A 23625-nucleotide genomic window follows, 5' to 3' on the forward strand; every position below is an offset into this window, starting at 1 on the left:
CTGGCACACCAACCGACACACCGGCAACCACGCCCACCGCAAAGCCCGACTCACCCACCAACTCACCACCCTCGGCTACACCGTCACCCTCACCCAGGCAGCCACCTGACAGCCATTTTCGAATGAACGTGATCAACAGGCCCACGACTGAGCGGCGGGGCGCGGTTCCCTTTCCATCGGGCGTCGGGGACGATGCGGGCATGGCGCGGATCGGACAGCTCGTCGGGGGGGAGAAGGTCGCGGTCGTGCTCGGCACGAGCACGGGCGGGGTCGGCGAGCACGTCCGGCTGCTGGTCCGCGGTCTCGTCGCCCGCGAGATGCTGCCCGCGGTGCTCGGGCCTGCGTCGACCGACGAGGCGTTCGGCTTCGGTGACGAGGGCGCGAGGTTCGCCCCCGTCGACATCGGCGCGGCGCCGCGACCGCACCGTGACGCCGCGGCGGTCCTGCGCCTGCGCCGCCTGCTGCGCGGCGCCGACGTGGTGCACGCGCACGGGTTGCGCGCGGGCTTCCTCGCCGGGCTCGCCCTGGGGCCGCGCCGGCACGGCCGCACGCCGCTCGCGGTCACCTGGCACAACGCCGTCCTCGGCGAGGGCATGCGACGCCGGGTGTACGTGCCGCTCGAGGCCGGCGCGGCGCGCCTCGCCGACGTCTCGCTCTGCGCGTCGTCCGATCTCGTCGGCCGGGTACGCGAGGTCGGCGGTCACGACGTGCGGCTGGCGCCCGTCGCGGCGCCGCCGCTGCCGGCCCCGACCCGGCCGCGCGACGAGATACGCGAGGAGCTCGGCGTCGGCGACCGCCCGCTGCTGCTCGCCGTCGGGCGGCTCGCCCCGCAGAAGGGCTATCCGCTGCTGCTCGACGCCGCGGCCACCTGGGCACGCCGGCCTGACCGACCGCTGCTGGTCGTCGCCGGCAGTGGCCCCCTGCTCACCGAGCTGGAGCGCCGTGTCCGCAGGGAGCACCTCGAGGTCGTCTTCCTCGGACACCGCAGCGACGTCGCCAACCTGCTGGGCGCGGCCGACGCCGTGGTGCTGCCGAGCGTCTGGGAGGCGCGGTCGCTCGTGGCGCAGGAGGCGCTGCGGGCGGGCGTGCCGCTGGTGGCGACCGCGGTAGGCGGGATCCCGGAGCTCGTCGGCGATGCCGCGATGCTCGTCCCGTTCGGCGACGCCGACCTGCTCGCGCACACCGTCGAGCAGGTGCTCGACGAGCCGGGCCTGGCCGATCGCCTCGTGGCGGCGGGTCACGCCAGGGCCCGCGCCTGGTACGGCGTCGACGACACGGTCGACCAGGTGGTCGCCGTCTACCGCGAGCTGGCCGGGACATGACGGTCGTGAGCACGGTGAGCACAGGCGCCGTGAGCGAATCGTGGCGTTCCGGCGTGCCACCCGCGCATCGCCCGGCCGGGGTTGTTAGCCTGGAATCCCGTGAGACGGATGCCGCCCTGAGCGTCCGGTGATGGTACGGGAGCGAGTGTTGGCACACTCTGGATCCACCAAGCACATCTTCGTCACCGGCGGCGTCGCGTCGTCCCTCGGCAAGGGCCTGACGGCATCGAGCCTGGGCATGCTGCTCAAGGCCCGCGGGCTGCGGGTCACCATGCAGAAGCTCGACCCGTATCTCAACGTCGACCCGGGCACCATGAACCCGTTCCAGCACGGCGAGGTGTTCGTCACCGACGACGGGGCCGAGACCGACCTCGACATCGGCCATTACGAGCGGTTCCTCGACACCGAGCTCAAGGGCTGGGCCAACGTCACGACCGGGCAGGTCTACTCCACGGTCATCGCCAAGGAGCGCCGCGGCGACTACCTCGGCGACACCGTCCAGGTCATCCCGCACATCACCAACGAGATCAAGTCGCGCATCCGCCGGATGGCGGCCGACGACGTCGACGTCGTCATCACCGAGGTCGGCGGCACGGTCGGTGACATCGAGTCGCTGCCGTTCCTCGAGGCCGCCAGGCAGGTGCGGCACGAGGTCGGACGCGACAACGTGCTGATCATCCACGTGTCGCTGGTCCCGTACATCGGTCCGTCCGGTGAGCTCAAGACCAAGCCGACCCAGCACTCGGTCGCGGCGCTGCGCCAGGTGGGTGTGACCCCCGACGCGATCGTGTGCCGCTGCGACCGCACCGTGCCGACGAGCGTCAAGCGCAAGATCAGCCTCATGTGCGACGTCGACGAGGACGCCGTGGTGGCCGCGCCCGACGCGCCGAGCATCTACGACATCCCGAAGGTCCTGCACGCCGAGGGCCTCGACGCGTACGTCGTGCGCCGGCTCGGCCTGCCGTTCCGCGACGTCGACTGGACCGACTGGGACGAGCTGCTCGAGCGCGTCCACCACCCGGCCCGCGAGGTCACCGTCGCGCTGGTCGGCAAGTACATCGACCTGCCTGACGCGTACCTGTCGGTCACCGAGGCGCTGCGTGCGGGCGGCTTCGCCAACCGCACCAAGGTCGAGGTCAGGTGGGTGGCGAGCGACGAGTGCGAGACCCGCGAGGGCGCGGCGCGCGAGCTCGAGGGCGTCGACGCCGTGTGCGTGCCCGGCGGTTTCGGTATCCGCGGGGTCGACGGCAAGCTCGGCGCGGTCCGGCACGCACGGGAGAACCGCATCCCGTTCCTCGGCCTGTGTCTCGGCATGCAGTGCGCCGTCATCGAGTTCGCTCGCAACGTCGCCGGCCTGCCCGCGGCCGGCAGCGCGGAGTTCGACTCGGCGACCCCCGACCCGGTGATCTCGACGATGGCCGACCAGGTCGACGTCGTCGCGGGGGAGCGCGACATGGGCGGCACCATGCGGCTGGGGCTCTACCCGGCCGAGCTCGGCGACGGCACCCTCGTCCGTGAGGCCTACGGGCTGCCGTACGTCAAGGAACGCCACCGGCACAGGTACGAGGTCAACAACGCGTACCGTGCGCGCCTGGAGGAGGCCGGCATGGTCGTCTCCGGGATCTCGCCCGACGGTCGGCTGGTCGAGTACGTCGAGCTCGCGCGCGAGCAGCACCCGTACTTCGTCGGCACCCAGGCGCATCCCGAGCTCAGGTCGCGGCCGACCCGCCCGCACCCGCTCTTCTCCGGCCTCGTCGCGGCGGCCGTCCACCACGCCGAGGGCCTGGGCGACTGGCCCCGCGAGCAGGAGACCATCGCCGCGCTGCAGCCGGTGGAGAAGGTCGCGCGGGCGTGACGACACCGACCGGCGTGGACGTATGGACCGGTGAGATCGTCGACGAGCAGCGCCCGCTGCCGGTCACGGCCAGCGAGGTCGGGTTCCACGGCAGAGTCTGGGACGTCAGGCGCGACACCGTCGACCTCGGCGAGGCGGGCAGCGCGGTCCGCGACTACCTCACCCACCCAGGCGCGGTGGCGATCCTGGCGCTGGACGACCGGGAGCGCGTCCTGCTCGTCCGCCAGTACCGGCATCCGGTGGGCTCGTTCCTGTTCGAGCTGCCGGCGGGCCTGCGCGACGTCGACGGCGAGGAGCCGCTCGAGGTGGCGCGGCGCGAACTGCACGAGGAGACCGGCTACCGCGCGGAGCGCTGGCTGACGCTGGTCGACATCTACCTCAGCCCGGGCGCATCCGCCGAGCGCATCCGGGTCTTCCTGGCCAGGGGAGTGTCGCCGCACCCGGACGGCCGGCCGACCGACCTGGAGGGCGAGGAGGTCGGCATGCCGATCGCCTGGGTGCCCCTCGCGGACCTCGTGGCGAAGGCGTTCACGGGCGACCTGCACAACCCCAGCCTCGTCACCGGCGTGCTCGCCGTCGAGTCGGCCAGGACCGACGACTACGCCCGGCTGCGTCCCGCGGACGCTCCGGAGGCCTGGTAGCGGGCCAGCACCCCAACTGGGGTCCCCAACGGGGGCCAGGACCCCAGCCGGGGTCCCCAGCGGTTGCCAGCACCCCTGCCGGGGTCCCCAGCGGTGGTGGGGCGCCCGTCAGCGGTCGCGGTCGCGGGGGAGGGCCAGGCGGAACCAGACGCACTTGCCGGTCTCCGACGGTTCCGCGCCCCAGGCGACGGACAGCTCGTCGAGCAGGTGCAGGCCGCGGCCGGTCTCGTCGTCGGGGTCGACGGCACGCGGGGACGGCAGCCGCGCGTCGAGATCACGCACCTCGACCTCGATGCCGTCGGCGGTGCGGTGCACGTGGACGTCGGCGCTGCTGCGCGCGTGCAGCAGCGCGTTGGTCACCGTCTCGCTGACGAGGAGGGTCGCGGTGTCCCTCAGCGGGGCGAGGCCCCACGACGCGAGGACGTCCGCGAGGAGGTGGCGGGCGGCCGAGACCGACGCGGGCGCGCTCGTGACCGTGAAGCGCGCCTCGTCGGCCGGGTCGTCCGGCGGCGTGGCGGTGTCGGGGAGGTGCACGGCGAGCAGCGCGATGTCGTCGTGGTGCGCGCCGGTCCTGCCCATCGCGGCGAGCACGGCGTCGACCATGCGCTCCGGGCTGCCGTCGGCGGCCGAGAAGCCCCTCGTGAGCTGGTCGTGCCGTACGTCGGGGTCGATCGCGCGCTCCTCGACGAGACCGTCGGTGTAGAGCAGCAGCGTCGCGCCGCGCGGCACCATCGTGGCGTACTCGACGGGCGCGTCGTCGACCATCTCGAGCAGGCCGAGCGGCGGGGCGCTGGGGCTCTCCAGCGTCGCCACGTAGCCGTCCGGGCCACGCAGCACGGGTGGGTGGTGCCCGGCCTTGGCGTAGCGGAACGCCCCGGTGCGGGGGTCGAGGATGCCGTAGAGACAGGTGACCAGCTGGACGTCGTCGAGTGACTCGACGACCTGGTCGAGGTGACGCAGCAGCCGTCCGGGCGCGAGGTTGAGCAGGGCGTACGCGCGGACGGCGGCGCGCAGCTGGCCCATGACCGCAGCGGCGCGGACACCGCGACCCATGACGTCGCCGATGACGAGGCCGAGGGTGCCGTCGGGCAGCGGCATGATGTCGAACCAGTCGCCGCCGACCTCGGTGCCCGCGGTACCCGCGATGTAGCGCGCGGCCACCTCGACACCGGGCAGCTGGGGGAGACGCTGCGGCAGCAACGCGTGCTGCAGGGTGCTCGCCATATCGCGCTGGGTGGCGAACAGCCGGGCGTTGTCGAGCGCGACGCCGATGCGGCCGGCGGCCTCGACCGCGAACGCGATCTCGTCGGGCTCGTAGCCGCGGCTCGCGCCGAACCGCGCGAGGCTGACGGCGCCGACGATCTGGCCGCGTGCACGCATCGGCACGACCACGGTGGCGCCGACGCGGTCCTCGGTGGAGTCGTCGACGAGGCCCGCGGGGACGTCGGGATAGCGCAGCAGGCCGCCGGAGCGCAGCACCTGCCCGACGGGAGGCGGCGGCGCGATCTGGGCCGCGGACGTGACCGGGCCGGGGTAGGACGAGGTGGGCATGCCGTCGTGGACGGAGCTGGCGCGGGTGACGCGGCGTACCAGCGGGTCGTCGTCGTCGAGCACGTCGACGGCACAGGCGTCGCCGAGTACCGGCAGCAGCAGTTCGGCGGTCAGCTCGACGATCCTGTCGACGTCGAAGGTGGCGGACATCTGGCCGCCGAGGTCGGAGAGCAGGTGCAGGCGCTCCGTCGCGATGGCCAGCCGGGCGCTGGCCTCGACCTCGTCGGTCGCCTCGGTGACGAGCACGCTGAGCCCGCGTGAGCCGTCGGGCCACGTCACCGGATGGAGGACGAGGTGGAACGCGTACGTCGTCGACAGGTCGGTGCGCGAGGGCACCCTGACGAGGTGCTCGGCCGAGGTCTCCTCGCCGCGCAGGATGGCGCGGGCGACCCGCTCGGCGTCCTGGTCGAGGTCGGGGAAGACCTCCGCGAACGTGCGTCCGTACAGCTCGGCGGAGTCGAGGCGGGTGCGCGCCACGAACGCCTCGTTGGCCCAGACGAAGCGCAGCCGCGCGTCGAGGTGGACGAGGCCGTACGGTGCCTCGCCGAACAGGTCGTCGAGCCGGTTCACGAAGCGCCGGTCACGAGTCGCCGCCGCCCTTCAACGCCGTCAGGACGCGGTTGAGCGGGCTGTCGAGACCCCAGCGCTCGCTGAGCTTCACGAGCCGCTCGGGGTCGGCCGGCGCGCTGGGCAGCGCGGGGTCGTGGGCCGGGATCTCGGCGTCGACGGCGACGCGGACGACCAGACCCGCCGCCCTGAGGTAGTCGGCGGCGGCGCCGATCTTCGCGGCCGTGCCCTTGGGTAGGTCGCCCGCGTCGAGCGCGGCGAGCATCGCGTCGACCGACCCGTACTTCTCCACCAGGTCGGCGGCGGTGCGCTCGCCGACACCGGGGACCCCGGGCAGGCCGTCGCTCGGGTCGCCGCGCAGGAGCGCGAAGTCGGCGTACGTCGCTCCGGTGATGCCGTACTTCAGACGCAGCCACTCGTCGTCGACGACCTGGAGCTTGCTGACCCCGCGGCCGATGTAGAGCACCCGGACGCCGCGGGTGTCGTCGACGACCTGGAACAGGTCGCGGTCGCCGGAGACGACCTCCACCGGTCCCGGTGCCGCCGCCGCCAGGGTGCCGATGACGTCGTCGGCCTCGTAGCCGTGCACGCCGACGCGCGCGATGCCGAGCGCGTCGAGGCACTCCTCGATCACCGGCACCTGCGGGATGAGTGCCGGGGGGACCTCCTCGACGTCGCCGTACTTGACCCGGTGTGCCTTGTACGAGGGCACCGCGGCGACCCGGAACTCCGGGCGCCAGCTGGCGTCCATGCACGCGACGATCGAGCCGGGGCGCCTGGTGCGGACGAGGTAGCCGATGTTGTCGAGGAAGCCGCGCACGGCGTTGACCGGGGTGCCGTCGGGCGCGGTGACCTTGTCCGGGATGCCGTGGTAGGCGCGGAAGTACATCGAGGCGGAGTCGAGCAGCATGAGCGGTGCCTTCATGAGCGCCATCGTGCCACGCGATACCGACCTGGTACTCAACTGTGCTGTGCGTCGGCGGGCGGGGCGGTAGATTGTCCGGCGTGAGTACGAGGACGTCCAACTATCCCGTCGCCGAGCGACTGGCCCAGGCGCGCGACGCCCTGGCGGTGTCCGGTATCGGCGCGCTCCTGGTGACGCCGAGCGCCGACCTGCGATACCTGGTCGGCTACGACGCGGCGGCGCTCGAGCGCCTGACCTGCCTGGTGGTCACCGTCGTGGGCGAGCCGCGACTCGTCGTGCCGCGGCTCGAGCAGCCGGCGGCGGAGGCGTCGCCCGCGGGACCGGCGGGCATCGACATCGTGGCGTGGAACGAGACCGACGACCCGTACGCCCGGGTCGCCTCGATGCTGCCGCCGTCGGTCGACCGGGTGGCGGTCGACGACCACATGTGGGCGGCGAAGGTGCTGCGGTTCCGTGACGCCATGCCCGGCGTCACCCAGGTCCTCGCCGGCGGCGTGCTCGGCCCGCTCCGCATGCGCAAGGGCGCCGACGAGGTCGACGCGTTGCGCGAGGCGGGGGCGGCGATCGACCGCGTGCACGCCCGGATGAGCGAGTGGCTTAGGCCCGGACGCACCGAGCGCGAGGTGGGCGCCGACATCGAGCGGGCGATCCTCGCCGAAGGGCATGCCCGCGTCGACTTCGTGATCGTGGGCTCGGGTCCCAACGGCGCCAGCCCGCACCACGAGCTGTCCGACCGGGTGATCGCCGCGGGCGACACCGTGGTCGTCGACATCGGGGGCACCACAACCGCCGGCTACTGCTCCGACTCCACGCGCACGTACGCGCTCGGCGAGCCGTCGGCGGAGGTGAAGGAGTACTACGGGGTCCTGCAGCACGCGCAGGAGGTCGCGTGCACGGCCGTGCGTCCCGGCGCGACGGCTGAGTCGATCGACGCCGCCGCCCGCACGGTCATCGCCGATGCCGGCTTCGGCGACTACTTCGTGCACCGCACGGGCCACGGCATCGGCCTGGAGTCGCACGAGCCGCCCTACCTGGTGGCCGGCAACGAACTGCCGCTCGAGCCCGGCATGGCGTTCTCGGTCGAGCCGGGCATCTACCTGCCCGGCCGGCACGGCGCGCGCATCGAGGACATCGTCGTGGTGACGGAGACGGGCGTCGAGCGCCTCAACACCGTCACCCGAGATCTCGTCGTGCTCGAGCCGTGACTATGAACGTCGAACGCCTGCTGTCCGCGGACGGCGAGGCGCTGCTCGCGATGGTCGGTGAGGTCGCCGACCACGAGCTGCGTCCGCGCGCGGCGGAGTACGAGGCAGAGCACCGTTTCCCCCGCGAGGTGGTCCGCACGCTCGGTGGCCTCGGACTGCTCGGCCTGCCGTACCCCGAGGAGTACGGCGGCGGTGGCCAACCGTACGAGACCTTCCTCCAGGTCGTCGAGGAGCTCGCTCGTGCGTGGCTCACCGTGGGCCTCAGCGTGAGCGTGCACACCCTCGCCTGCTTCCCGCTGGCGGCGTACGGCACGCAGGAGCAGCGCGAACGGTGGCTGCCCGCCCTGCTCGGCGGCGACCTGCTGGGTGCGTACTGCCTGTCGGAGCCCGAGGCCGGCTCCGACGCCGCCGCGTTGCGCACGACGGCGAAGGCCGACGGTGCCGGCTTCGTCCTCGACGGCACCAAGGCGTGGATCACCCACGCGGGAGTCGCCGACGTCTACGCGGTGATGGCGCGCACGGCCGACACGGCCTCGCACGGCATCTCGTCGTTCCTCGTGCCGGGCGACGCCGACGGCCTCGCCGCGGCCGCGCCCGAGCGCAAGATGGGCCTCCTGGCCTCGCCGACCGCGCAGGTGCTGCTCGACGGCGTGCGCGTGGCCGGCGACCGGCGGATCGGCGAGGAGGGGCAGGGTTTCACGATCGCGCTGTCCGCACTCGACGCGGGACGGCTGGGCATCGCGGCGTGCGCGGTCGGGCTCGCCCAGGCGGCGCTCGACACCGCGGTGGCGTACGCGAAGGAGAGGCGGCAGTTCGGCCGGCCGATCGTCGACTTCCAGGGCATCGGCTTCCTGCTTGCCGACATGGCGACGGCGGTCGAGGCGGCCCGCGCGTTGTACCTGCACGCCGCGCGCCGTAAGGACGCCGGCAGGTCGTACACGCGCGAGGCGGCGATGGCCAAGCTGGTCGCGTCCGACACGGCGATGCGGGTGACGACCGACGCGGTGCAGGTGCTCGGCGGCTACGGCTACGTCGACGACTTCCCCGTCGAGCGGTACATGCGGGAGGCAAAGGTGTTGCAGATCGTCGAGGGCACCAACCAGATCCAGCGCCTGGTGATCTCCCGGCGACTCGTCAAGGAGACATGAGTACGTCGCTCGACAAATGGCCTGATGCGGACAACGATGCGGGGGTGACCGAGTCGACGGCGGCGGCGGCGGGTCTGAGCTTTCGTGTGCTCGGCCCGTTGGAGGTGCGACTCGACGGTCGAGAGCTCCGGGTGTCGGCGGCGAAGCAACGCATCCTGCTCGCGTCGCTGCTGCTCGCCGCCGGCCGGGTGGTCACGACGGACCAGCTCGTCACGAACATCTGGGGTGACTCACCGATCCGCAGTGCGCGGCAGACCCTCCAGGTCTACGTCACGCGACTGCGCGACCTGCTCGGCGAGGACACGATCGTCACGGTCGGACACGGGTACCTGCTGTCCGCCGGTCGAGGCGAGCTCGACCTGGCCGACTTCGACGCGACGGTGGACGACGCCACCAAGCGCGAAGACGACGGTGACCTGCGAGGTGCGGCCGGCCTGCTGGCGCGGGCGCTCGACCTGTGGCGCGGCGAGGCGCTCGCAGACGTCCCGTCCGAGGCACTGCACCAGCAGGTCGTCACGTCGCTCGACGAGCGGCGCCTGAGCGTCACGGAACGTCGGCTGGCACTGGAGCTGCGCACCGGCCGTGCGGAGACCGTCGTCGGCGAGGCGCGACGGCTGGTCACCGCGCAGCCGTTGCGCGAGCACCCCTGGGCGTTGTTGATCCGAGCGCTGCACGCCACGGGTCGGCAGGCCGAGGCGTTGGCCGCCTACCAGGAGGTCGCGAGCCTGCTGGCCGACGAGCTCGGCATCGATCCCGGCGCCGAGCTGCGGGAGCTGCACCAGGCGGTCCTGACCGGCGAGCTCGCGGTCGGCGACGGCGACGCCGGGACAGCCGCGTCGCGGTCCGTCCCGCCCGTGCCCGTCGTCGTCCCGCGGCAGCTGCCGGCCCGACCGGCCGGGTTCGTCGGGCGCCGCGCCGAGCTCGACGCGCTGGAGCGCTGGCTGGGCGAACGGCAGGACAGCTCGCTCGTGGTGCTGAGCGGACCGCCGGGTGTGGGCAAGTCGGCCGTCGCCGTCGCCGTGGGACACCTGATGGCCGACAGGTACCCCGACGGTCAGCTGTTCGTCGACCTGCGCGGGTTCTCCGCCGAGCAGGCCATGCGTCCCGCCGACGTGCTGCCGAGGTTCCTGCGCAGCCTCGGCCTGCCGGCCACGCAGGTGCCCGTGGAGCTCGACGAGCAGGCCGCGACGTACCGCTCGCTGCTCGCCGGCCGGCAGGTCCTCGTGGTGCTCGACAACGCCGCGTCGGCCGAGCAGGTGCGTCCGCTGCTGCCGGGTGCCCCCGGGTGCGGTGTGCTGGTGACGAGCCGCGACCAGCTCAGGCCGCTCGTGGCGATCGACGGAGCGCGGTTCGTCCCGCTCGACGTGCTCTCGGCGGAGGAGGCCCGCCTCGTCCTGGCGCAGGAGATCGACGCCGAGCGGTTGGTGGCCGACCGCAGCGCGATCGACCACCTGGTCGAGCTCTGCGGACACCTGCCGCTCGCGCTGCGCATCGCCAGCGCCAACCTCGCCATCGGGCCGTACGACCGGCCGAGCGACTACGTCGCGGAGCTGCGCCGTGGCGAGCGCATCCTCGACCTCTGGTCCGGCGGTGACGGGGCGGTGGTCGGCGCGGCGTTCGGGATCTCCTACAGCGCCCTGGCGCCCGCGACCCAGCGCTACCTCCGGCTGCTCAGCCAGGTCCCCGGACCCGACTTCACCGTCCCCGCGGTCGCGGCGCTGGTCGACGAGGACGAGCGCGACGTCAAGGGCCGGCTCGACGCGCTCGTCGCGGCGAGCCTCGTCCAGCCGCACGCATCCGGCCGCTACCGGATGCACGACCTGACCCGCGAGTACGCCGTGCGGCGCGCGGAGAACGACGAGCCGGTCCAGGTGCGCGAGGCGGCGAGGCAACGCCTCGTCGACTGGTACATCGGGCAGGCCGACGCTGCGCTCGTCCCGCGGTTCACGAGCCTCCGTCTCGTGCCGCGATCCGATCGGGTCCCGGCACCGGCGGCCGAGGTCGGCATCGAGTGGATCGACGAGGAGTTCGCCAACCTGATGGCCGCCATCAGTCACGCCGCTGCCCACGGTCCGCCGGTCGTGTCCTGGACGCTGGCCGACGCGTTGCGGCCGTACTTCGGCGCCACCGAGCGGCACGTCGAGGAGGTTGCCGCGGCGGAGCTGGGCCGCGGTGCGGCCGAGCGGGCCGGTGACGATGTCGGGCTCGCCTCGATGCACTTCCTGCTGTGCGACGCGGCGTACCAGCGCCGCGACGACGCGGGCTCGGTTGCGCACGGCCGGCAGGCGGTCGAGCTCTTCGCGCGGGCGGGGGACCGGTTGGGCGAGGCCGCCGCCTGGCACAACCTCGGCGGCGCGTACGACATCGCCGACCGCCACGACGAGGCGATCGCGTGCGTCGAGCGGGCGGTCGCGATGTTCGCCGTCGACGAGCCCGACCTGGCGACGCGTGCGCGCGCCGGACTCGGCAGCCTGCGCGCGAAGATCGGGCAGCTCGCCGAGGCGACGGCCGAGCTGGAGACGGTCCTGGAGATCGTGTCGTCGGCGGGCGCGGGGTACGCGGACCTGAGCCTCGGCCAGGTGCTGCGCCTGTGCGGCCGGCTGCCCGAGGCGACCCGCCATCTCGAACGGGCGACGGACATCCATGCCGGGATCGGCCACCGTTCGCGGGCGACCCAGGCCCGCATCGAGCTCGCCAGGTGCCGGTGTGACGCCGGCGACTACGCGGGGGCGCGCGAGGCGGCGACGGCGGCGCTGCGGACCGCGGAGACCTTCGACGACCGCCTGCTGGCGCTCGACGCCCGGGTGGCGCTCGCCGAGGCGGAGGTCCGCGCCGGCGGCGCGGCCGAGTGGGTCGACGTCGTGCCGGCGCTGGTCGACGACCTGGTCGAGACGAGCGATGAGGAGCGCACGCTGGCGGGTCTCGCCGTGCTCGGCCTCGTCCGCCGGCGAGTCGGCGACCTCGACGGCGCCCTCGCGGCGGACGAGCGCGCGTTGCACCTGGCGACGCGTCACGCGCTGCGCCTGCCCTATGACGACGCCCTCACCTCGCGTACCGCCACCCTCGTCGGCCTGGGACGTCTCGACGAGGCGATCGAGCAGGGCGAGGAAGCGCTCGGACGACACCGGCAGACGGGACGCCGGCTGCTGGAGGCACGCACGCTGGAGCATCTCGGCGATGCGCGGGAGGCGTCGGGCGACCGGGCGGCGGCCGACGGGCTGCGGGCGGAGGCGCGGAAGGTGTTCGAGGCGATCGGTGCCGCGGAGGCTACGCCGCCCAGTCGCGCCGGCCGGTGATGTTGGACAGGCTCTTGAGCACCCGGCCCGCGTCGTCGAGCGAGCAACCGACCACGGACGCGAACTCGGCGGCGTCCATCGCGTCCATCGCGTCGCCGAGGCACCGTCCGATGGCCATGAGCTCGTCGTGCGACAGGGTGATCCTTGGCGGTCGCGTGCCGGACGACGCGGCACGGACGTCGAGCAACCGGTCGGTCGCCTGCCGCATCGCGGGGTAGGGGGTCTCGTCCCGGTCGGCGCCCGCCCGTGTCCGGTGGAGTGCGGCGCCGCGCAGGCCGCCGATCAGCACGTCGAGCTCGCCGTGGTCCACCTCGATCGTGAACTCTTGCGCCCGTGCCGACTCGCGCACGTCCCGCTCCCCTCGCGTCCCGATGTCGTGGGACCGAGTCAAGCGGGCGCGCCTAGCGCGCGAATTGCGTGGCGGTTGCGCTCAGACGTCGATGTCCGGGGCGACGGCGGCGAGTGCGGTGCGGACGATGTCGACGTCGTCGTCGAGGCCGACGGGGCTCTCGGCGTCGTGCTCGGCGTCGTCGACGTCGACCACGTAGAGGATCGCGTCGGCGAGCGTGGCCTGCTGCTCGTCGGACAGGTCGTCCCACCGGTCGAGAGCGCCGCTGAGCGCCTTGTGCAGGCGTTCGGTGGTCTCCACGGTGAACCGCGTGCGTGCCTGCTCGTCGATCTCGCCGAGATGCGTGTCGAGACGCTCGCGAAGCGTGTGAAGCGAGTACTCCGTCATGGTCCACCCTTTCCGGAAGGTCGGACCGAATGATCCCACGTCGCGGGTCACCTGGGACGACGCGGATAGGCTGCGCGTGTGGAGGACCTCGACCGGCGCATCGTCGGGCTGCTCGCGTCCGACGGCCGGATGAGCTATACCGACCTCGCCAGGAACACCGGCCTGTCGGTGTCGGCCGTCCATCAGCGCGTCCGCAGGCTCGAGGAGCGCGGCGTGATCCGCGGCTTCACGGTGGTCCTCGACTACGAGCGGGTCGGCCTGCCGCTCACCGCGTTCATCTCCGTGCGTCCGCTCGATCCGGCGGCACCCGACGACACCGCCGACCGGCTGGCCGACCTGACGGAGATCGAGGCCTGTCACAGCGTCGCGGGGGAGGAGTCGTACATCCTCATCGTGCGCGTCGCGTCCCCGGTGGCGCTCGAGTCCCTGCTGGCGCGGATCAGGACAGCCGCGAACGTCACGACGCGCACGACCGTGGTCCTGTCGACGCCGTACGAGGACCGGCGGCCTCTGCCGGGACCCGACGCGTGAGCGCTGTCAAGGCCGACACGGCATCCGTCGGCCCAATTCTTGAGAAAGTTGGCGGCGGAACGCCGCAGACCGGGCCCTCCTGACCTGCGGTTTTGCGCGTTTGCGCTGGTCAGCGAGGAGTTGACAGCAGGCCGGGGAGGCGAGCTAACGTCACCCAGTCCACCGCGGACAAACGAGTCGAGAGCGCGTGTTCCCGGCACTCCTGCGCGGAGGCGTGACGCGAATCGGAGGGGCGTCACCGCCGAGCACCAGGCGGAAGGTGACCGTCGGGACGATGTCGTCCTCGACGTCCGGGGGGTGGCGACCAGGGAGGGCCCGCACACCCAGTAGACAACGGACACGCGGCCGGCAGCCGGCCGACCCGTGGACCGGTCCGAAGGGTATGCGGGCCCTTTCCCCTGCCCACCACTGACAACGCGGCGCGTGTGTCCCGGTACGTTGGAGCGATGCGCTCCCTGCCCACCCTCGCTGCGCAGGACGGCTCATGGCCCAGACGGTGACCGACTCCGCCGACGCCGTGGCCGGCACGAGGCGGCGGCTGTCGCTGCCGATGCCGCTCGGCGTCGCGGTCCCGCTGGCGGCCGTCGCGGGACTGCTCACCATCCTGGCGTTCCCGCGCACCTACTGGTGGCCGACGGCGCCGATCGGCGTGGCCCTGCTGGCACTCGCCGTGCACCGGCAACGGTTGCGGGTCGGGGTGCTGCTCGGCGCGCTGTACGGGGTGGCGTTCTTCCCCGTGCTGCTGTTCTGGGTGCGGGTGGTGGGCTACGACGCCTGGTCCGTCCTCAGCCTCATCGAGACGTGCTACGTCGCGCTGCTCGGTGGTCTGCTCGCGCTGGTGTCGCGGCTGCGCTGGTGGCCGCTCTGGCAGGCGTGCCTGTGGGTGGTGCAGGAGTTCGTCAGGAGCCGCTTTCCCTTCGGCGGGTTCAGCTGGGGACGGTTGGCGTTCGCCGAGACCGACTCGCCGTACACGCCGCTGGCGTCGGTCGGCGGCGCGCCGCTGGTGACCTTCGCCGTGGCACTCACCGGTGGGCTGCTCGCCTTCGCCGCGATCCGAGCCGTGGCACGGCGACCGCGGCCGGTCGCCCTCGCCGCCGGGGGAGCCCTGGCCGTGGCGCTCGCCGGGCTGGTGGTGCCGAGTCCACCGTTCACCGGCGACTCCGTGACGGTCGCCGTGGTCCAGGGCAACGTGCCCCGCCAGGGCCTCGACTTCCTCGGTCAACGGCAGGCCGTGCTGCGCAACCACGCGGCGGCCACCCACCAGCTCGCGGCCGACGCGCGAGCGGGACGCGTCGCCAGGCCCGACTTCGTGCTCTGGCCGGAGAACGCGAGCGACGTCAACCCGTTCGCGGAGCCCGGTGCCAGGGAGATCATCGAGGACGCCGTCCGCGACGTCGGCGCGCCCGTGCTCGTGGGCACGCTCGTCGACACCCCCGACGGCCGGAATCTCGAGAACACCGGAGTCGTCTGGGACCCCGAGACGGGACCGGGCGACAGGTACGTCAAGCAGCATCTCGTGCCGTTCGGCGAGTACGTCCCCCTGCGGCCGATCATGAGCAAGCTGGTCGGACGGCTCGACCGCATCCCGCGCGACTTCGTCCCGGGACGTGACCCGGCGGCCCTGCGGATCGGCGACTACCGCATCGGCGACGTGATGTGCTTCGACGTCGCCTTCGACGACGCGGTGCGGGAGTCGATCAGGGGCGCGAACATGCTCACGGTCCAGACGAACAACGCGACGTACGGGGGCACCCTGCAGCTCGACCAGCAGTTCTCGATGTCGCGGATGCGTGCCATCGAGCACGGCCGTCCGGTCGCGATCGCGGCGACGAGCGGCATCAGCGCGGTGATCGACGCGCGCGGCGAGGTGCTCTCCCAGACCGAGCAGTTCACCAGGGACGTGCTCGTCGAGAAGGTGGCACTCGTCGACGCGACCACCCTCGCCGACCGCGTCGGCCCGTGGCCGGAGCGGGTGATCGGTATCGTCGGGCTCTTCGCGGTGGGTCTGGCATTGTGGCGACGAGAGTGGAGGGTGTCGGGTTGATGACCTCGGGGGCGCGTGATTCGGGGAGCGATCGGGTCCTGGTCGTGATCCCGACGTACAACGAGAGCATGAACATCGAGGCCGTCGTCGGCCGGCTGCGTGCCGCGGTGCCGCACGCCGACGTCCTCGTCGTCGACGATGGCAGCCCGGACGGCACGGGGGAGATCGCCGACCGCATCGCGGCGCGCGACGACGCGGTGCACGTCCTCCACCGTGCGGTCAAGGAGGGACTGGGGCGCGCGTACGTCGCGGGGTTCCGGTGGGGGTTCGAGCGGCACTACGACGTGCTCGTCGAGATGGACGCGGACGGGTCGCACCAGCCCGAGGAGCTGCCCAGGCTGCTCGAGGCGATCGCCGACGCCGACGTGGTGATCGGGTCGCGCTGGGTGCCGGGTGGCGTGGTGCGCAACTGGCCGTGGCATCGCGAGCTCATCTCGCGAGCCGGGAACGTCTACGCACGGCTCGCCCTCGGCATCCCGGTCCGCGACGCGACGGCCGGGTTCCGCGCCTACCGGAGCGTCGTGCTGGAGAAGGTCAGGATCGACGAGGTCGTCTCGGTGGGCTACTGCTTCCAGATCGACCTCGTGCTGCGGGCGCTGCGTGCCGGCTTCCGCGTCGTCGAGGTGCCCATCGAGTTCGTCGAGCGCACCGAGGGCGAGAGCAAGATGGGCACCGACGTCGTGGTCGAGGCGTTCGCGCGCGTCACGCTGTGGGGCCTGCGCCACCCCTTCGGCGGCGGTCGCCCCTAGGGCGTGCGCCCGCGACGTAGCCTGGGGACATGCGCAGGGTCGTGCTCGCTCTTCTCGCCGTCGGTGTGGTCGTGCTCGAGGTCGTCGTGCTCGTGCAGGTCGCCCAGCTGATCGGCTGGTGGACCGTGCCGCTGCTGCTCGGCTGCAGCCTGGTGGGCGCCTGGCTGGTCAAGCGCGAGGGCGCGCGGGCCTGGGCGGCGCTGCGCGACGCCGTGGCGGCTGGTGAGGCCCCCGGCCGGAGTCTGGCCGACGCCGTCGTCGTGCTGGCCGGCGGGCTGCTGATCCTGGTGCCCGGCCTGGTGACGACCGTGCTGGGTGCGGTGGCGGTGCTGCCGTTCACCCGCGGGCTCGCCAAGCGCGCGTTCCACGCGGTGCTCGGCCACCGGCTGAGCGACCTCGAGGCGTCCCTGCCCGGCCCGGACACGACGACCGGCCCGGGCGAGTCTCCGCCTGGGCCGGTCGTCGAGGGTCGGGTGGTTCGGCGGGATCGTTCGACCCCGCCGACCGCGTGACCGCCTACGCGCTGCGCTTGCCGCCGCGGTCCTTGCGCAGGACGGCGAGCCGTTCCTCGAGCAGCTCCTCGAGCTCCTCGAGCGATCGCCGTTCCAGCAGCATGTCCCAGTGGGTGCGCTGCGGCTTGGTCTTCTTGGGCTCCGTCCGCTCCGTGTCGCGCCGGTAAGCCGTGTCACCGCAGGTGCGGCACTCCCACGACGTGGGTATCTCGGCCTCCGCCGCGAACGTCACGTACACGGTGTGCCCCTCGGGGCAGTCGTACGCGACTTCCTGGCGTGGTGCCAGTTCGGTGTCGCGGTCGTCTTCGTAGCTCATTGCCCCGAGGCGGGTGCCCCGCAGGGAACGCTCCGCCATGATTGAGTCTCCTCCCGCCGCCGGTCTACGGGTGTATAACGAGCGAGTAGCCGAACGGATTCCCTCTGTTTGGTCTCAGCGGAGCTTGCGGAGGCGTCTGACGGCCTCCTCGAGCACGTCGAGACGCTTGCAGAATGCCCAGCGTACGAGATGCCTGCTGGCCTCCTGATCGTCGTAGAACACCTGGTGGGGCACCGCGACGACGCCGCAGCGTTCCGGCAGCGTACGGCACAGGTCGAGGCCGTCGGAGAAGCCGAGCGGCCGCACGTCGGTCGTGACGAAATAGGTGCCCGCGGGGCGGAACACGCCGAAGCCGATGTCGGCGAGCCCGTCGGAGAGCAGATCGCGGCGCCTGCGCATGCCGTCGCGGAGGTCGGCGAAGTACGAGTCGGGCAGGCGCAGGGCCTCGGCGACCGCGAGCTGGAACGGCCCGCACGCGGTGAACGTGAGGAACTGCTTCGCGGTCGTGACGGCGCGGACGAGGTCGGGCGGGGCGCAGACCCAGCCGACCTTCCAGCCGGTGACCGCGAACGTCTTGCCGGCCGACGACACCGACACCGTCCGCTCCCGCATGCCGGGAAGGGACGCGATCGGCAGGTGCTCGCGGTCGAACGCCAGGTGCTCGTAGACCTCGTCGGTGATGACGAGGAGGTCGTGCTCGCGCGCGACGTCGGCCACGGCCTCGAGCTCGGCCCTGGAGAGCACGGCACCGGTGGGGTTGTGCGGGCTGTTGAGCAGCAGCACGCGGGTGCTCGGCGTCACCGCGGCGCGCAGCGCGTCGACGTCGAGGGCGAAGTCGGGTGGCCGCAGCGTCACCGGCCGGCGGCGTCCGCCCGCGAGCGCGATGCCGGCGGTGTAGGAGTCGTAGTACGGCTCCAGCGCGACGACGTCGCTGCCCGGCTCGACCAGTGCGAGCAGCGCGGCCGCGATCGCCTCGGTGGCACCGGCCGTGATCAGCACTTCGGTGTCGGGGTCGTAGCTCATGCCGTAGAACCGCTGCCGGTGCTCGGCCACCGCGGCGCGCAGCTCGGGGAAGCCGGGCCCCGGTGCGTACTGGTTGGCCTCGTGCCCGGTGACGGCCTGCGCCGCGCGCCGCAGGACGGGGTCGGGACCGTCGGTATCGGGGAAGCCCTGGCCGAGGTTGATCGAGCCGGTGCGCACGGCGAGCTGGGACATCTCGGTGAAGATCGTGGTGCCGAGGCCGCGAAGGCGTTCGACGAGTACGTCGCGTTCCATGCCTAGATCCTGTCAGGCACGGGATTGCCGGCCTCACGGACCGCCTGTGGCATGTTCGTGGCGAGGAGCAGGAAGAACCCGACGACGAAGAACACGACGAGTGACACGATGGCCGACCGGTAGGAGTCGGTGAGCTGCAGGGCCAGGCCGAAGACGAGCGGCCCGATCCAACTGGTGCCCTTGTCGCTGATCTCGTAGAAGCCGAAGTACTCCGCCTCGCGGCCGCGGGGGATGAGCTGGGAGAACAGCGAACGCGACAGCGCCTGGCTGCCGCCGAGGACGATCGCGATGACGACGCCGAGCAGGTAGAACTGCACGGCCGCTCCGGTCTGCAGGAAGTACGCCGCGACGACGACGAAGGTCCACAGCACGAGGCTGCCGAGCACGACACGCTTGGTGCCGAGCACCCGGGCGAGCCGGCCGAGCAGCAGCGCGCCGACGAATGCCATGAACTGGACGATGAGGATCGTCGAGATGAGGACGGTCTGGTCGAGCTCGAGCTCCTCGGCGCCGTAGACGGCCGCGAGCGCGATGACCGTCTGGATGCCGTCGTTGTACAGCAGGAAGGCCGCGAGGAACAGCAGGGTCTTCGGCCGTTTGCGCAGCGCCGCGATGGTGTGGCCGAGCTGCACGAACCCCGCGGAGAGTGTGCGGCCACCCTCGACGTGGACGGGCGGGCGGTTGCGCAGGCGGCGTAACGGGATGAGGGTGAACGCCGCCCACCAGATGCCGGCCGAGAGCAGGCACAGGCGTACGGCGTCGTCCTCGGCGAGTCCGAGCGACTCGTGGCCGAGGAAGAGACCGAGGTTGAGCGCGAGCAGGAGCCCGCCACCGAGGTAGCCGGTGGCCCAGCCCCGCGAGGACACCCGGTCACGCTCGTCGGCGGTGGCGATGTCGTTGAGGAAGGAGTTGTAGATGACGACGGACATGCCGAGAGCGGTGTTCGCGATGAGGAACAGGACGCCGCCGAGGAGGTACCTGGTGCCCTCGAGGAGGAACATGGCAGCGGTGGCGAGCGCGCCGAGGTAGGCGAACGCGGCGAGGAGCTCGCGCTTGTGCGGCGAGCGGTCGGCGATGGTGCCGGTCACCGGCAGCACGAACACCTGCAGCACGGTGCCGACCGAGACGATGTAAGGAAAGAACGATCCGGCGGAGACGGGGATGCCGAGCGGGTGGACGAGCCCGTCGGCGCCCGCGGCGGTCCTGGCGACGGTGGTGAGGTACGGGCCGAGGAACACGGTGAGGACCGTGGTCGGGAAGACCGAGTTGGCCCAGTCGTAGAAGTACCAGCCGCGCTGCTGCCGGCGCCGCTCGGCGACCGGGACGGCCGCGGCCGGCTCGACCGGTGCGGTCACGTCCGCTCCGCCCGTGGCACCCACGAGCCGCGGTCGAGCAGCACGGCGCGGAGCGTCTCGATCTCGTCGGTGACGATGCCGTCGACGCCGAGGTCGAGCAGGCGTTCCATCTCGGTGCGGGTGTTGATGGTCCACACGTGCACCTGCAGGCCGTTCCGGTGCGCGGTGTCGACGAACCCGCGGGTGACCACGGGGAGACCGCCCGCCTGCACCGGCACCTGGGCGCACCCGACGTTGCGTGGCGCGAGCGGTCCGAGCCTGGTGGTGTACGAGGCGAACCGCAGCCGTGCCGTCTCGGCCGGGCCGGTGGACGTGCACACCGTGGGGCCGAGCGCCTTGCGTATCCGGCGCAGCCGGCGATCGGAGAACGAGGCGACGCAGATCCTGTCCTGGCAGCCCGTTCGGCGGACGAGGTCGATGAACGGGTCGACGGCGCTGTCGGCCTTGACGTCGATGTTGAGCCGGACGTCGGGCCACGCGGTGAGCAGGTCGTCCAGCCGCGGGACGGGCTCGACGCCGCCGATGCGTGCCTCGCCGACCCAGGACCAGGGCAGCCGCGCGATGCGGCCGCCGCGGTCCGTCACACGGTCGAGCGACGGGTCGTGGAACGCGACGACGACGCCGTCGCTCGTGGCGTGAGCGTCGGTCTCGAGGTAGCGGTACCCGAGGGAGACGGCGTGCTCGAAGGCCGCCATGGAGTTCTCCAGGCCCTCGAACGCACCCCCGCGATGGGCGAGCGCGAGGACTCCGTCGTGCTCGAGGTACGGGAACGGCGTCACGCTGCCGATCCTGGCAGGTTCGCACCCGCGATGGGGCACCGGCACGCAGGGGGTCAGCCCGGGAGCAGTCCGACGGTCCGGAGAGCGATGAGTTTCCGGTGGGCCGACGGTCTGTATCCGTGACCGGCACCGAGCCGGTCACCATCCACCGGAGGCCACGATGACCACCACCCCCACCGCCCGTGCCGCCAGCACCGCCGGCGCCGACGTCACCGCCAGGACCGGCTCGCTCCTCAGGACCGGTGTCGTCGCGGCGGCCCTGGCCAGCGCCGCCACCTCGGCCGTCGCCGCCGCGGGCCACGCGGCGGGGATCAGCCTCGACATGGGAGGCGTCCCGCTCCCGGTCAGCGGGTTCGCCGTGCTGACCGCGGTGTTCTCGCTGGTCGGTCTGGTTCTCGCCGCGATCCTATCCCGTACGGCTCGGCACCCGCGCCGCATCTTCGTCTGGACCACCGTGGTGCTCACCGCGTGCTCGCTGGTCCCGGACGTGCTGGCAGACGCAGCCTCGGTCACCAAGGTGCTGCTGATGACGGCCCACCTGGTCGCCGCCGCCATCGTCATCCCCGCCGTCGCGCGCCGGCTCACCGCCTGACACGCGGACAGCGGCCATGACGACAACAAGCAATGAGGGCGGAACAGCACGGACCACCCGTGAGGTCCTTGACCTGTACAACGATGCTTTCCGGTTGCACGATCCAGGGCTTCTGGATGATCTGATCGCAGACGATTGCGTCATCGAGGACACGGGCCCGGCTCCGGACGGGGTTCGCCGCGAGGGTGGTCAAGCGTGTCTGGCGCGGTGGTCCGAGCTCGCGGGAAACCGTGCGCTGAGCTTCACGCCGGAGGCGGCGGAGATCCACGGGGACCTCGCGGTCCAGCCGTGGGTACTGCAGTGGGGAGACGGCGAGCAGGACCGTGTCCGTGGCGTGAACCTCATCCGGATCCGCGATGGCAGGATCGTCGAGGCGCGCGGCTACGTGAAGGCCTGATGAGGAAGAGAGTGGCTGTGAACTCGACCGACCCCCCAGTGCGGTCAACCCTGTCGTGACCGGGTGCGCGCCCAAAGAACCGTCCGCGGAGCGGCCGTTCCCCTGATCGTCATCTGTCAGCGTGCGGTGGTGTGGCGGGTAGTTGCACCATGACGCGGAGCCCGCCGCCGGGGCGGGGGGTGAGGGTGAGGGTTCCGTCGTGTGCTTGGGTGATGCTGTTGACGATGGCCAGGCCGAGGCCGACACCCGCGTGGTCGGTGCGTATCCGTTCGGTGCCGCGTTGAAACGGCTCGACAAGCGTGGAAACCAATTGTGGGGCGAGCTTCTTGCCGGTGTTCTCGACGGTGAGCACCACGGTCTTGGCGTGAACGGTGGTCGTGACCCACACGGTGCCCTGGTCGGGCAGGTTGTGGACGATCGCGTTGTGCACGAGGTTCGTCGTCAGCTGCATCAGGAGCGCGCCTGAGCCGAGGGCGGGGGTCATGTCGCCGGAGGTCTCGATGGTGAGGCCGCGTTTTTCTGCGAGGGGGAGGAGCGTTTCAGTGGCCTCTTCCGCTATCAGGGACAGGTCGAGGTGTTCTCGGGTGAACGACCGTCGGTCGGCGCGGCTGAGCAGCAGCAGTGCTTCGGTGAGGTCGATCGCTCGGGTGTTGACGAAATGGAGGCGTTCGACGAGCTCGCCGGTGTGGCGGTGCGGATCGTTGCGGGCCACGTCGAGAAGTGTCTGCGTGATCGCCAGTGGGGTGCGCAGTTCATGGGAGGCGTTGGCTGCGAATCTCTGCTGTTCGGCGACGTGCGCTTCGAGCCGCGCGAGCATCGCGTCGAAGGCGTCGGCGAATTCGCGGAACTCATCTCTGCGGCCCGGTAGCCGTACTCGGTGGGAGAGTGATCCGTCCGCGGCCATGCGTGTGGCGTCGGTGATGCGAGCCAGCGGGGCGAGCATCCGGCCGGCGAGAAGCCACCCTCCCGTCAGACCGAACACCAGCAGGAACACCAGCACGACGGCCGCCACTTGGCCGAAGGCTCGCTGGGTGCCGGAGCGGCCTGGCGCGAACGCCCCGCCGATGCCAAGTCTGTTCAATCTGACGAACCCAGAGTCGGGAAAGTATCGGAGGAGGACCAGCCACAGGGCGAGCAGCAAGGCACCTGCGAGCACGAGGAATCCGGCGTAGCTGAGAGTGAGTTTGAGGCGAACGCTCAAACCAGGGGCCCTATCCACGGTCTCCTCCTTCATGCCCGGTGTCTGGTTGAGTGTCGATGCGGTACCCGACGCCGGGCACCGTGGCGATGATCGCGGGTTCGCCGAGGCGTTTGCGCAGTGCCGAGACCGTGATGCGCACGGCGTTGGTGAACGGGTCGGCGTTCTCATCCCACGCTCGCTCCAGGAGTTCTTCGGCGCTGACGACACCGCCTTCGGCGGCGACGAGGACTTCGAGCACGGCGAACTGTTTGCGGGTGAGCGCGACGTAGCGGCCGTCACGGTAGACCTCGCGGCGGAACGGATCCAGCCGTAGGCCTGCGATCTCTCGCACGGGTGGTCTGTTGTGGGCGCGCCTGCGGTCGAGTGCCCTGAGACGGAGCACGAGTTCTTGGAGTGCGAAGGGCTTGGTGAGGTAGTCGTCGGCGCCGAGCCCGAACCCGGTGGTCTTGTCGTCGAGCCGGTCGGCAGCGGTGAGCATGAGGATCGGCATGCCGCTGCCGGAGGCGACGATGCGCTTGGCGATCTCGTCACCGGTAGGTCCGGGGATGTCTCGGTCGAGGACGGCGATGTCGTAGGTGTTGACGCTCAGCAGCTCCAGGGCGGTGTTGCCGTCACCTGCGATGTCTGC

The 23625-nt window shown here is 72.0% G+C and carries 20 protein-coding genes and 1 pseudogene; 13 read left to right on the forward strand and 8 right to left on the reverse strand.

Annotated elements, in window-relative coordinates; all coding sequences use genetic code 11:
• The first annotated feature begins 200 nt into the window (after positions 1 to 200).
• The 3 genes from GEV10_24560 (at position 201) to GEV10_24570 (ending at position 3818) form a co-directional block, all read left to right on the forward strand.
• The gene (locus GEV10_24560) at positions 201 to 1322 is read left to right on the forward strand and encodes a glycosyltransferase (protein ID MQA81616.1); all 1122 of its coding nucleotides are present in this window, start codon (positions 201 to 203) and stop codon (positions 1320 to 1322) included.
• Positions 1323 to 1470: 148 nt separating this feature from the next.
• Positions 1471 to 3177: a CTP synthase gene (locus GEV10_24565; protein MQA81617.1), complete on the forward strand. Its 1707-nt coding sequence runs from the start codon at positions 1471 to 1473 to the stop codon at positions 3175 to 3177.
• A gap of 35 nt (positions 3178 to 3212) precedes the next feature.
• On the forward strand, positions 3213 to 3818 hold the full coding sequence (locus GEV10_24570; protein ID MQA81618.1) for an NUDIX domain-containing protein: 606 nt from the start codon (positions 3213 to 3215) through the stop codon (positions 3816 to 3818).
• A gap of 108 nt (positions 3819 to 3926) precedes the next feature.
• Here GEV10_24570 and GEV10_24575 read toward each other — a convergent pair whose 3' ends face one another.
• Together GEV10_24575 and GEV10_24580 are read right to left on the reverse strand one after the other, a co-directional pair.
• Complete coding sequence (locus GEV10_24575) at positions 3927 to 5939, reverse strand: SpoIIE family protein phosphatase (GenBank protein ID MQA81619.1); 2013 nt, start codon at positions 5937 to 5939, stop codon at positions 3927 to 3929.
• Between the two features lie 10 nt (positions 5940 to 5949).
• Positions 5950 to 6861 carry a flap endonuclease gene (locus tag GEV10_24580; GenBank protein ID MQA81620.1) on the reverse strand — a complete coding sequence of 304 codons (912 nt, stop codon included), beginning with the start codon at positions 6859 to 6861 and terminating at the stop codon, positions 5950 to 5952.
• An 80-nt stretch (positions 6862 to 6941) separates the two neighbouring features.
• On the opposite strand from GEV10_24580, the gene GEV10_24585 reads away from it, so the two are divergent.
• From GEV10_24585 to GEV10_24595, 3 genes are read left to right on the forward strand one after another with little or no spacing between them, the layout of a single operon-like run.
• Complete coding sequence (locus GEV10_24585; protein ID MQA81621.1) at positions 6942 to 8066, forward strand: M24 family metallopeptidase; 1125 nt, start codon at positions 6942 to 6944, stop codon at positions 8064 to 8066.
• Between the two features lie 2 nt (positions 8067 to 8068).
• Positions 8069 to 9214 carry an acyl-CoA dehydrogenase gene (locus tag GEV10_24590; GenBank protein ID MQA81622.1) on the forward strand — a complete coding sequence of 382 codons (1146 nt, stop codon included), beginning with the start codon at positions 8069 to 8071 and terminating at the stop codon, positions 9212 to 9214.
• Positions 9211 to 12510, forward strand: coding sequence for a tetratricopeptide repeat protein (locus GEV10_24595; GenBank protein ID MQA81623.1), 3300 nt, complete (start codon positions 9211 to 9213; stop codon positions 12508 to 12510). The genes GEV10_24590 and GEV10_24595 overlap by 4 nt, the downstream gene beginning before the upstream one ends.
• On the opposite strand, the gene GEV10_24600 is transcribed toward GEV10_24595, so the two are convergent.
• A complete protein-coding gene (locus GEV10_24600; GenBank protein ID MQA81624.1) occupies positions 12482 to 12859 on the reverse strand; it encodes a hypothetical protein in 378 nt (125 codons plus the stop codon). The two genes, GEV10_24595 and GEV10_24600, sit on opposite strands and share 29 nt — an antisense overlap.
• Before the next feature lie 83 nt (positions 12860 to 12942).
• Between GEV10_24600 and GEV10_24605 the strand changes: the two are divergent.
• The 5 genes and pseudogenes from GEV10_24605 to GEV10_24625 all read left to right on the forward strand — a co-directional run bounded on the left by GEV10_24605 (position 12943) and on the right by GEV10_24625 (position 17082).
• Positions 12943 to 13128, forward strand: a pseudogene (locus GEV10_24605) (hypothetical protein).
• Positions 13129 to 13324: 196 nt separating this feature from the next.
• Positions 13325 to 13777 (forward strand): winged helix-turn-helix transcriptional regulator, encoded by a 453-nt coding sequence (locus GEV10_24610; GenBank protein MQA81625.1) that lies wholly within the window; start codon positions 13325 to 13327, stop codon positions 13775 to 13777.
• 484 nt (positions 13778 to 14261) lie between these two features.
• Positions 14262 to 15821 (forward strand): apolipoprotein N-acyltransferase, encoded by a 1560-nt coding sequence (gene lnt / locus GEV10_24615; protein MQA81626.1) that lies wholly within the window; start codon positions 14262 to 14264, stop codon positions 15819 to 15821.
• Complete coding sequence (locus GEV10_24620; protein ID MQA81627.1) at positions 15821 to 16570, forward strand: glycosyltransferase; 750 nt, start codon at positions 15821 to 15823, stop codon at positions 16568 to 16570. The genes lnt and GEV10_24620 overlap by 1 nt, the downstream gene beginning before the upstream one ends.
• Before the next feature lie 29 nt (positions 16571 to 16599).
• Complete coding sequence (locus tag GEV10_24625; GenBank protein MQA81628.1) at positions 16600 to 17082, forward strand: FxsA family protein; 483 nt, start codon at positions 16600 to 16602, stop codon at positions 17080 to 17082.
• A gap of 4 nt (positions 17083 to 17086) precedes the next feature.
• Here GEV10_24625 and GEV10_24630 read toward each other — a convergent pair whose 3' ends face one another.
• The 3 genes from GEV10_24630 to GEV10_24640 form a co-directional block, all read right to left on the reverse strand.
• A complete protein-coding gene (locus GEV10_24630) occupies positions 17087 to 17437 on the reverse strand; it encodes a hypothetical protein (GenBank protein ID MQA81629.1) in 351 nt (116 codons plus the stop codon).
• A 75-nt stretch (positions 17438 to 17512) separates the two neighbouring features.
• Complete coding sequence (locus GEV10_24635) at positions 17513 to 18673, reverse strand: pyridoxal phosphate-dependent aminotransferase (protein MQA81630.1); 1161 nt, start codon at positions 18671 to 18673, stop codon at positions 17513 to 17515.
• Positions 18674 to 18675: 2 nt separating this feature from the next.
• On the reverse strand, positions 18676 to 20952 hold the full coding sequence (locus tag GEV10_24640) for an MFS transporter (GenBank protein ID MQA81631.1): 2277 nt from the start codon (positions 20950 to 20952) through the stop codon (positions 18676 to 18678).
• Positions 20953 to 20967: 15 nt separating this feature from the next.
• Here GEV10_24640 and GEV10_24645 point away from each other — a divergent pair, with 15 nt between their 5' ends.
• Both GEV10_24645 and GEV10_24650 read left to right on the forward strand, forming a co-directional pair.
• Positions 20968 to 21399, forward strand: coding sequence for a hypothetical protein (locus GEV10_24645; GenBank protein ID MQA81632.1), 432 nt, complete (start codon positions 20968 to 20970; stop codon positions 21397 to 21399).
• Positions 21400 to 21415: 16 nt separating this feature from the next.
• On the forward strand, positions 21416 to 21796 hold the full coding sequence (locus GEV10_24650; GenBank protein MQA81633.1) for a nuclear transport factor 2 family protein: 381 nt from the start codon (positions 21416 to 21418) through the stop codon (positions 21794 to 21796).
• Between the two features lie 109 nt (positions 21797 to 21905).
• Here the strand turns inward: GEV10_24650 and GEV10_24655 are convergent, their stop codons facing one another.
• Both GEV10_24655 and GEV10_24660 read right to left on the reverse strand, forming a co-directional pair.
• Positions 21906 to 23015, reverse strand: a complete 1110-nt coding sequence (locus tag GEV10_24655) for a HAMP domain-containing protein (protein ID MQA81634.1) — start codon at positions 23013 to 23015, stop codon at positions 21906 to 21908.
• Positions 23008 to 23625: response regulator (locus tag GEV10_24660; GenBank protein ID MQA81635.1), on the reverse strand; the 618-nt coding region annotated here is incomplete at its 5' end. The genes GEV10_24660 and GEV10_24655, both read right to left, overlap by 8 nt.

The sequence above is a fragment of the Streptosporangiales bacterium genome (genome assembly GCA_009379955.1).
Lineage (GTDB): Bacteria > Actinomycetota > Actinomycetes > Streptosporangiales > WHST01 > WHST01.

Bases quoted from the DNA above. Each gene is read 5' to 3' on its own strand.
- GEV10_24560 (MQA81616.1), top strand. From the start codon at position 201: ATGGCGCGGATCGGACAGCTCGTCGGGGGGGAGAAGGTCGCGGTCGTG.
- GEV10_24620 (MQA81627.1), top strand. From the start codon at position 15,821: ATGACCTCGGGGGCGCGTGATTCGGGGAGCGATCGGGTCCTGGTCGTG.
- GEV10_24630 (MQA81629.1), bottom strand. From the start codon at position 17,437: ATGGCGGAGCGTTCCCTGCGGGGCACCCGCCTCGGGGCAATGAGCTAC.
- GEV10_24650 (MQA81633.1), top strand. From the start codon at position 21,416: ATGACGACAACAAGCAATGAGGGCGGAACAGCACGGACCACCCGTGAG.
- GEV10_24640 (MQA81631.1), bottom strand. From the start codon at position 20,952: ATGGTGACCGGCTCGGTGCCGGTCACGGATACAGACCGTCGGCCCACC.
- GEV10_24645 (MQA81632.1), top strand. From the start codon at position 20,968: ATGACCACCACCCCCACCGCCCGTGCCGCCAGCACCGCCGGCGCCGAC.
- GEV10_24590 (MQA81622.1), top strand. From the start codon at position 8,069: ATGAACGTCGAACGCCTGCTGTCCGCGGACGGCGAGGCGCTGCTCGCG.
- GEV10_24625 (MQA81628.1), top strand. From the start codon at position 16,600: ATGCGCAGGGTCGTGCTCGCTCTTCTCGCCGTCGGTGTGGTCGTGCTC.
- GEV10_24595 (MQA81623.1), top strand. From the start codon at position 9,211: ATGAGTACGTCGCTCGACAAATGGCCTGATGCGGACAACGATGCGGGG.
- GEV10_24580 (MQA81620.1), bottom strand. From the start codon at position 6,861: ATGAAGGCACCGCTCATGCTGCTCGACTCCGCCTCGATGTACTTCCGC.
- lnt (MQA81626.1), top strand. From the start codon at position 14,262: ATGGCCCAGACGGTGACCGACTCCGCCGACGCCGTGGCCGGCACGAGG.
- GEV10_24635 (MQA81630.1), bottom strand. From the start codon at position 18,673: ATGGAACGCGACGTACTCGTCGAACGCCTTCGCGGCCTCGGCACCACG.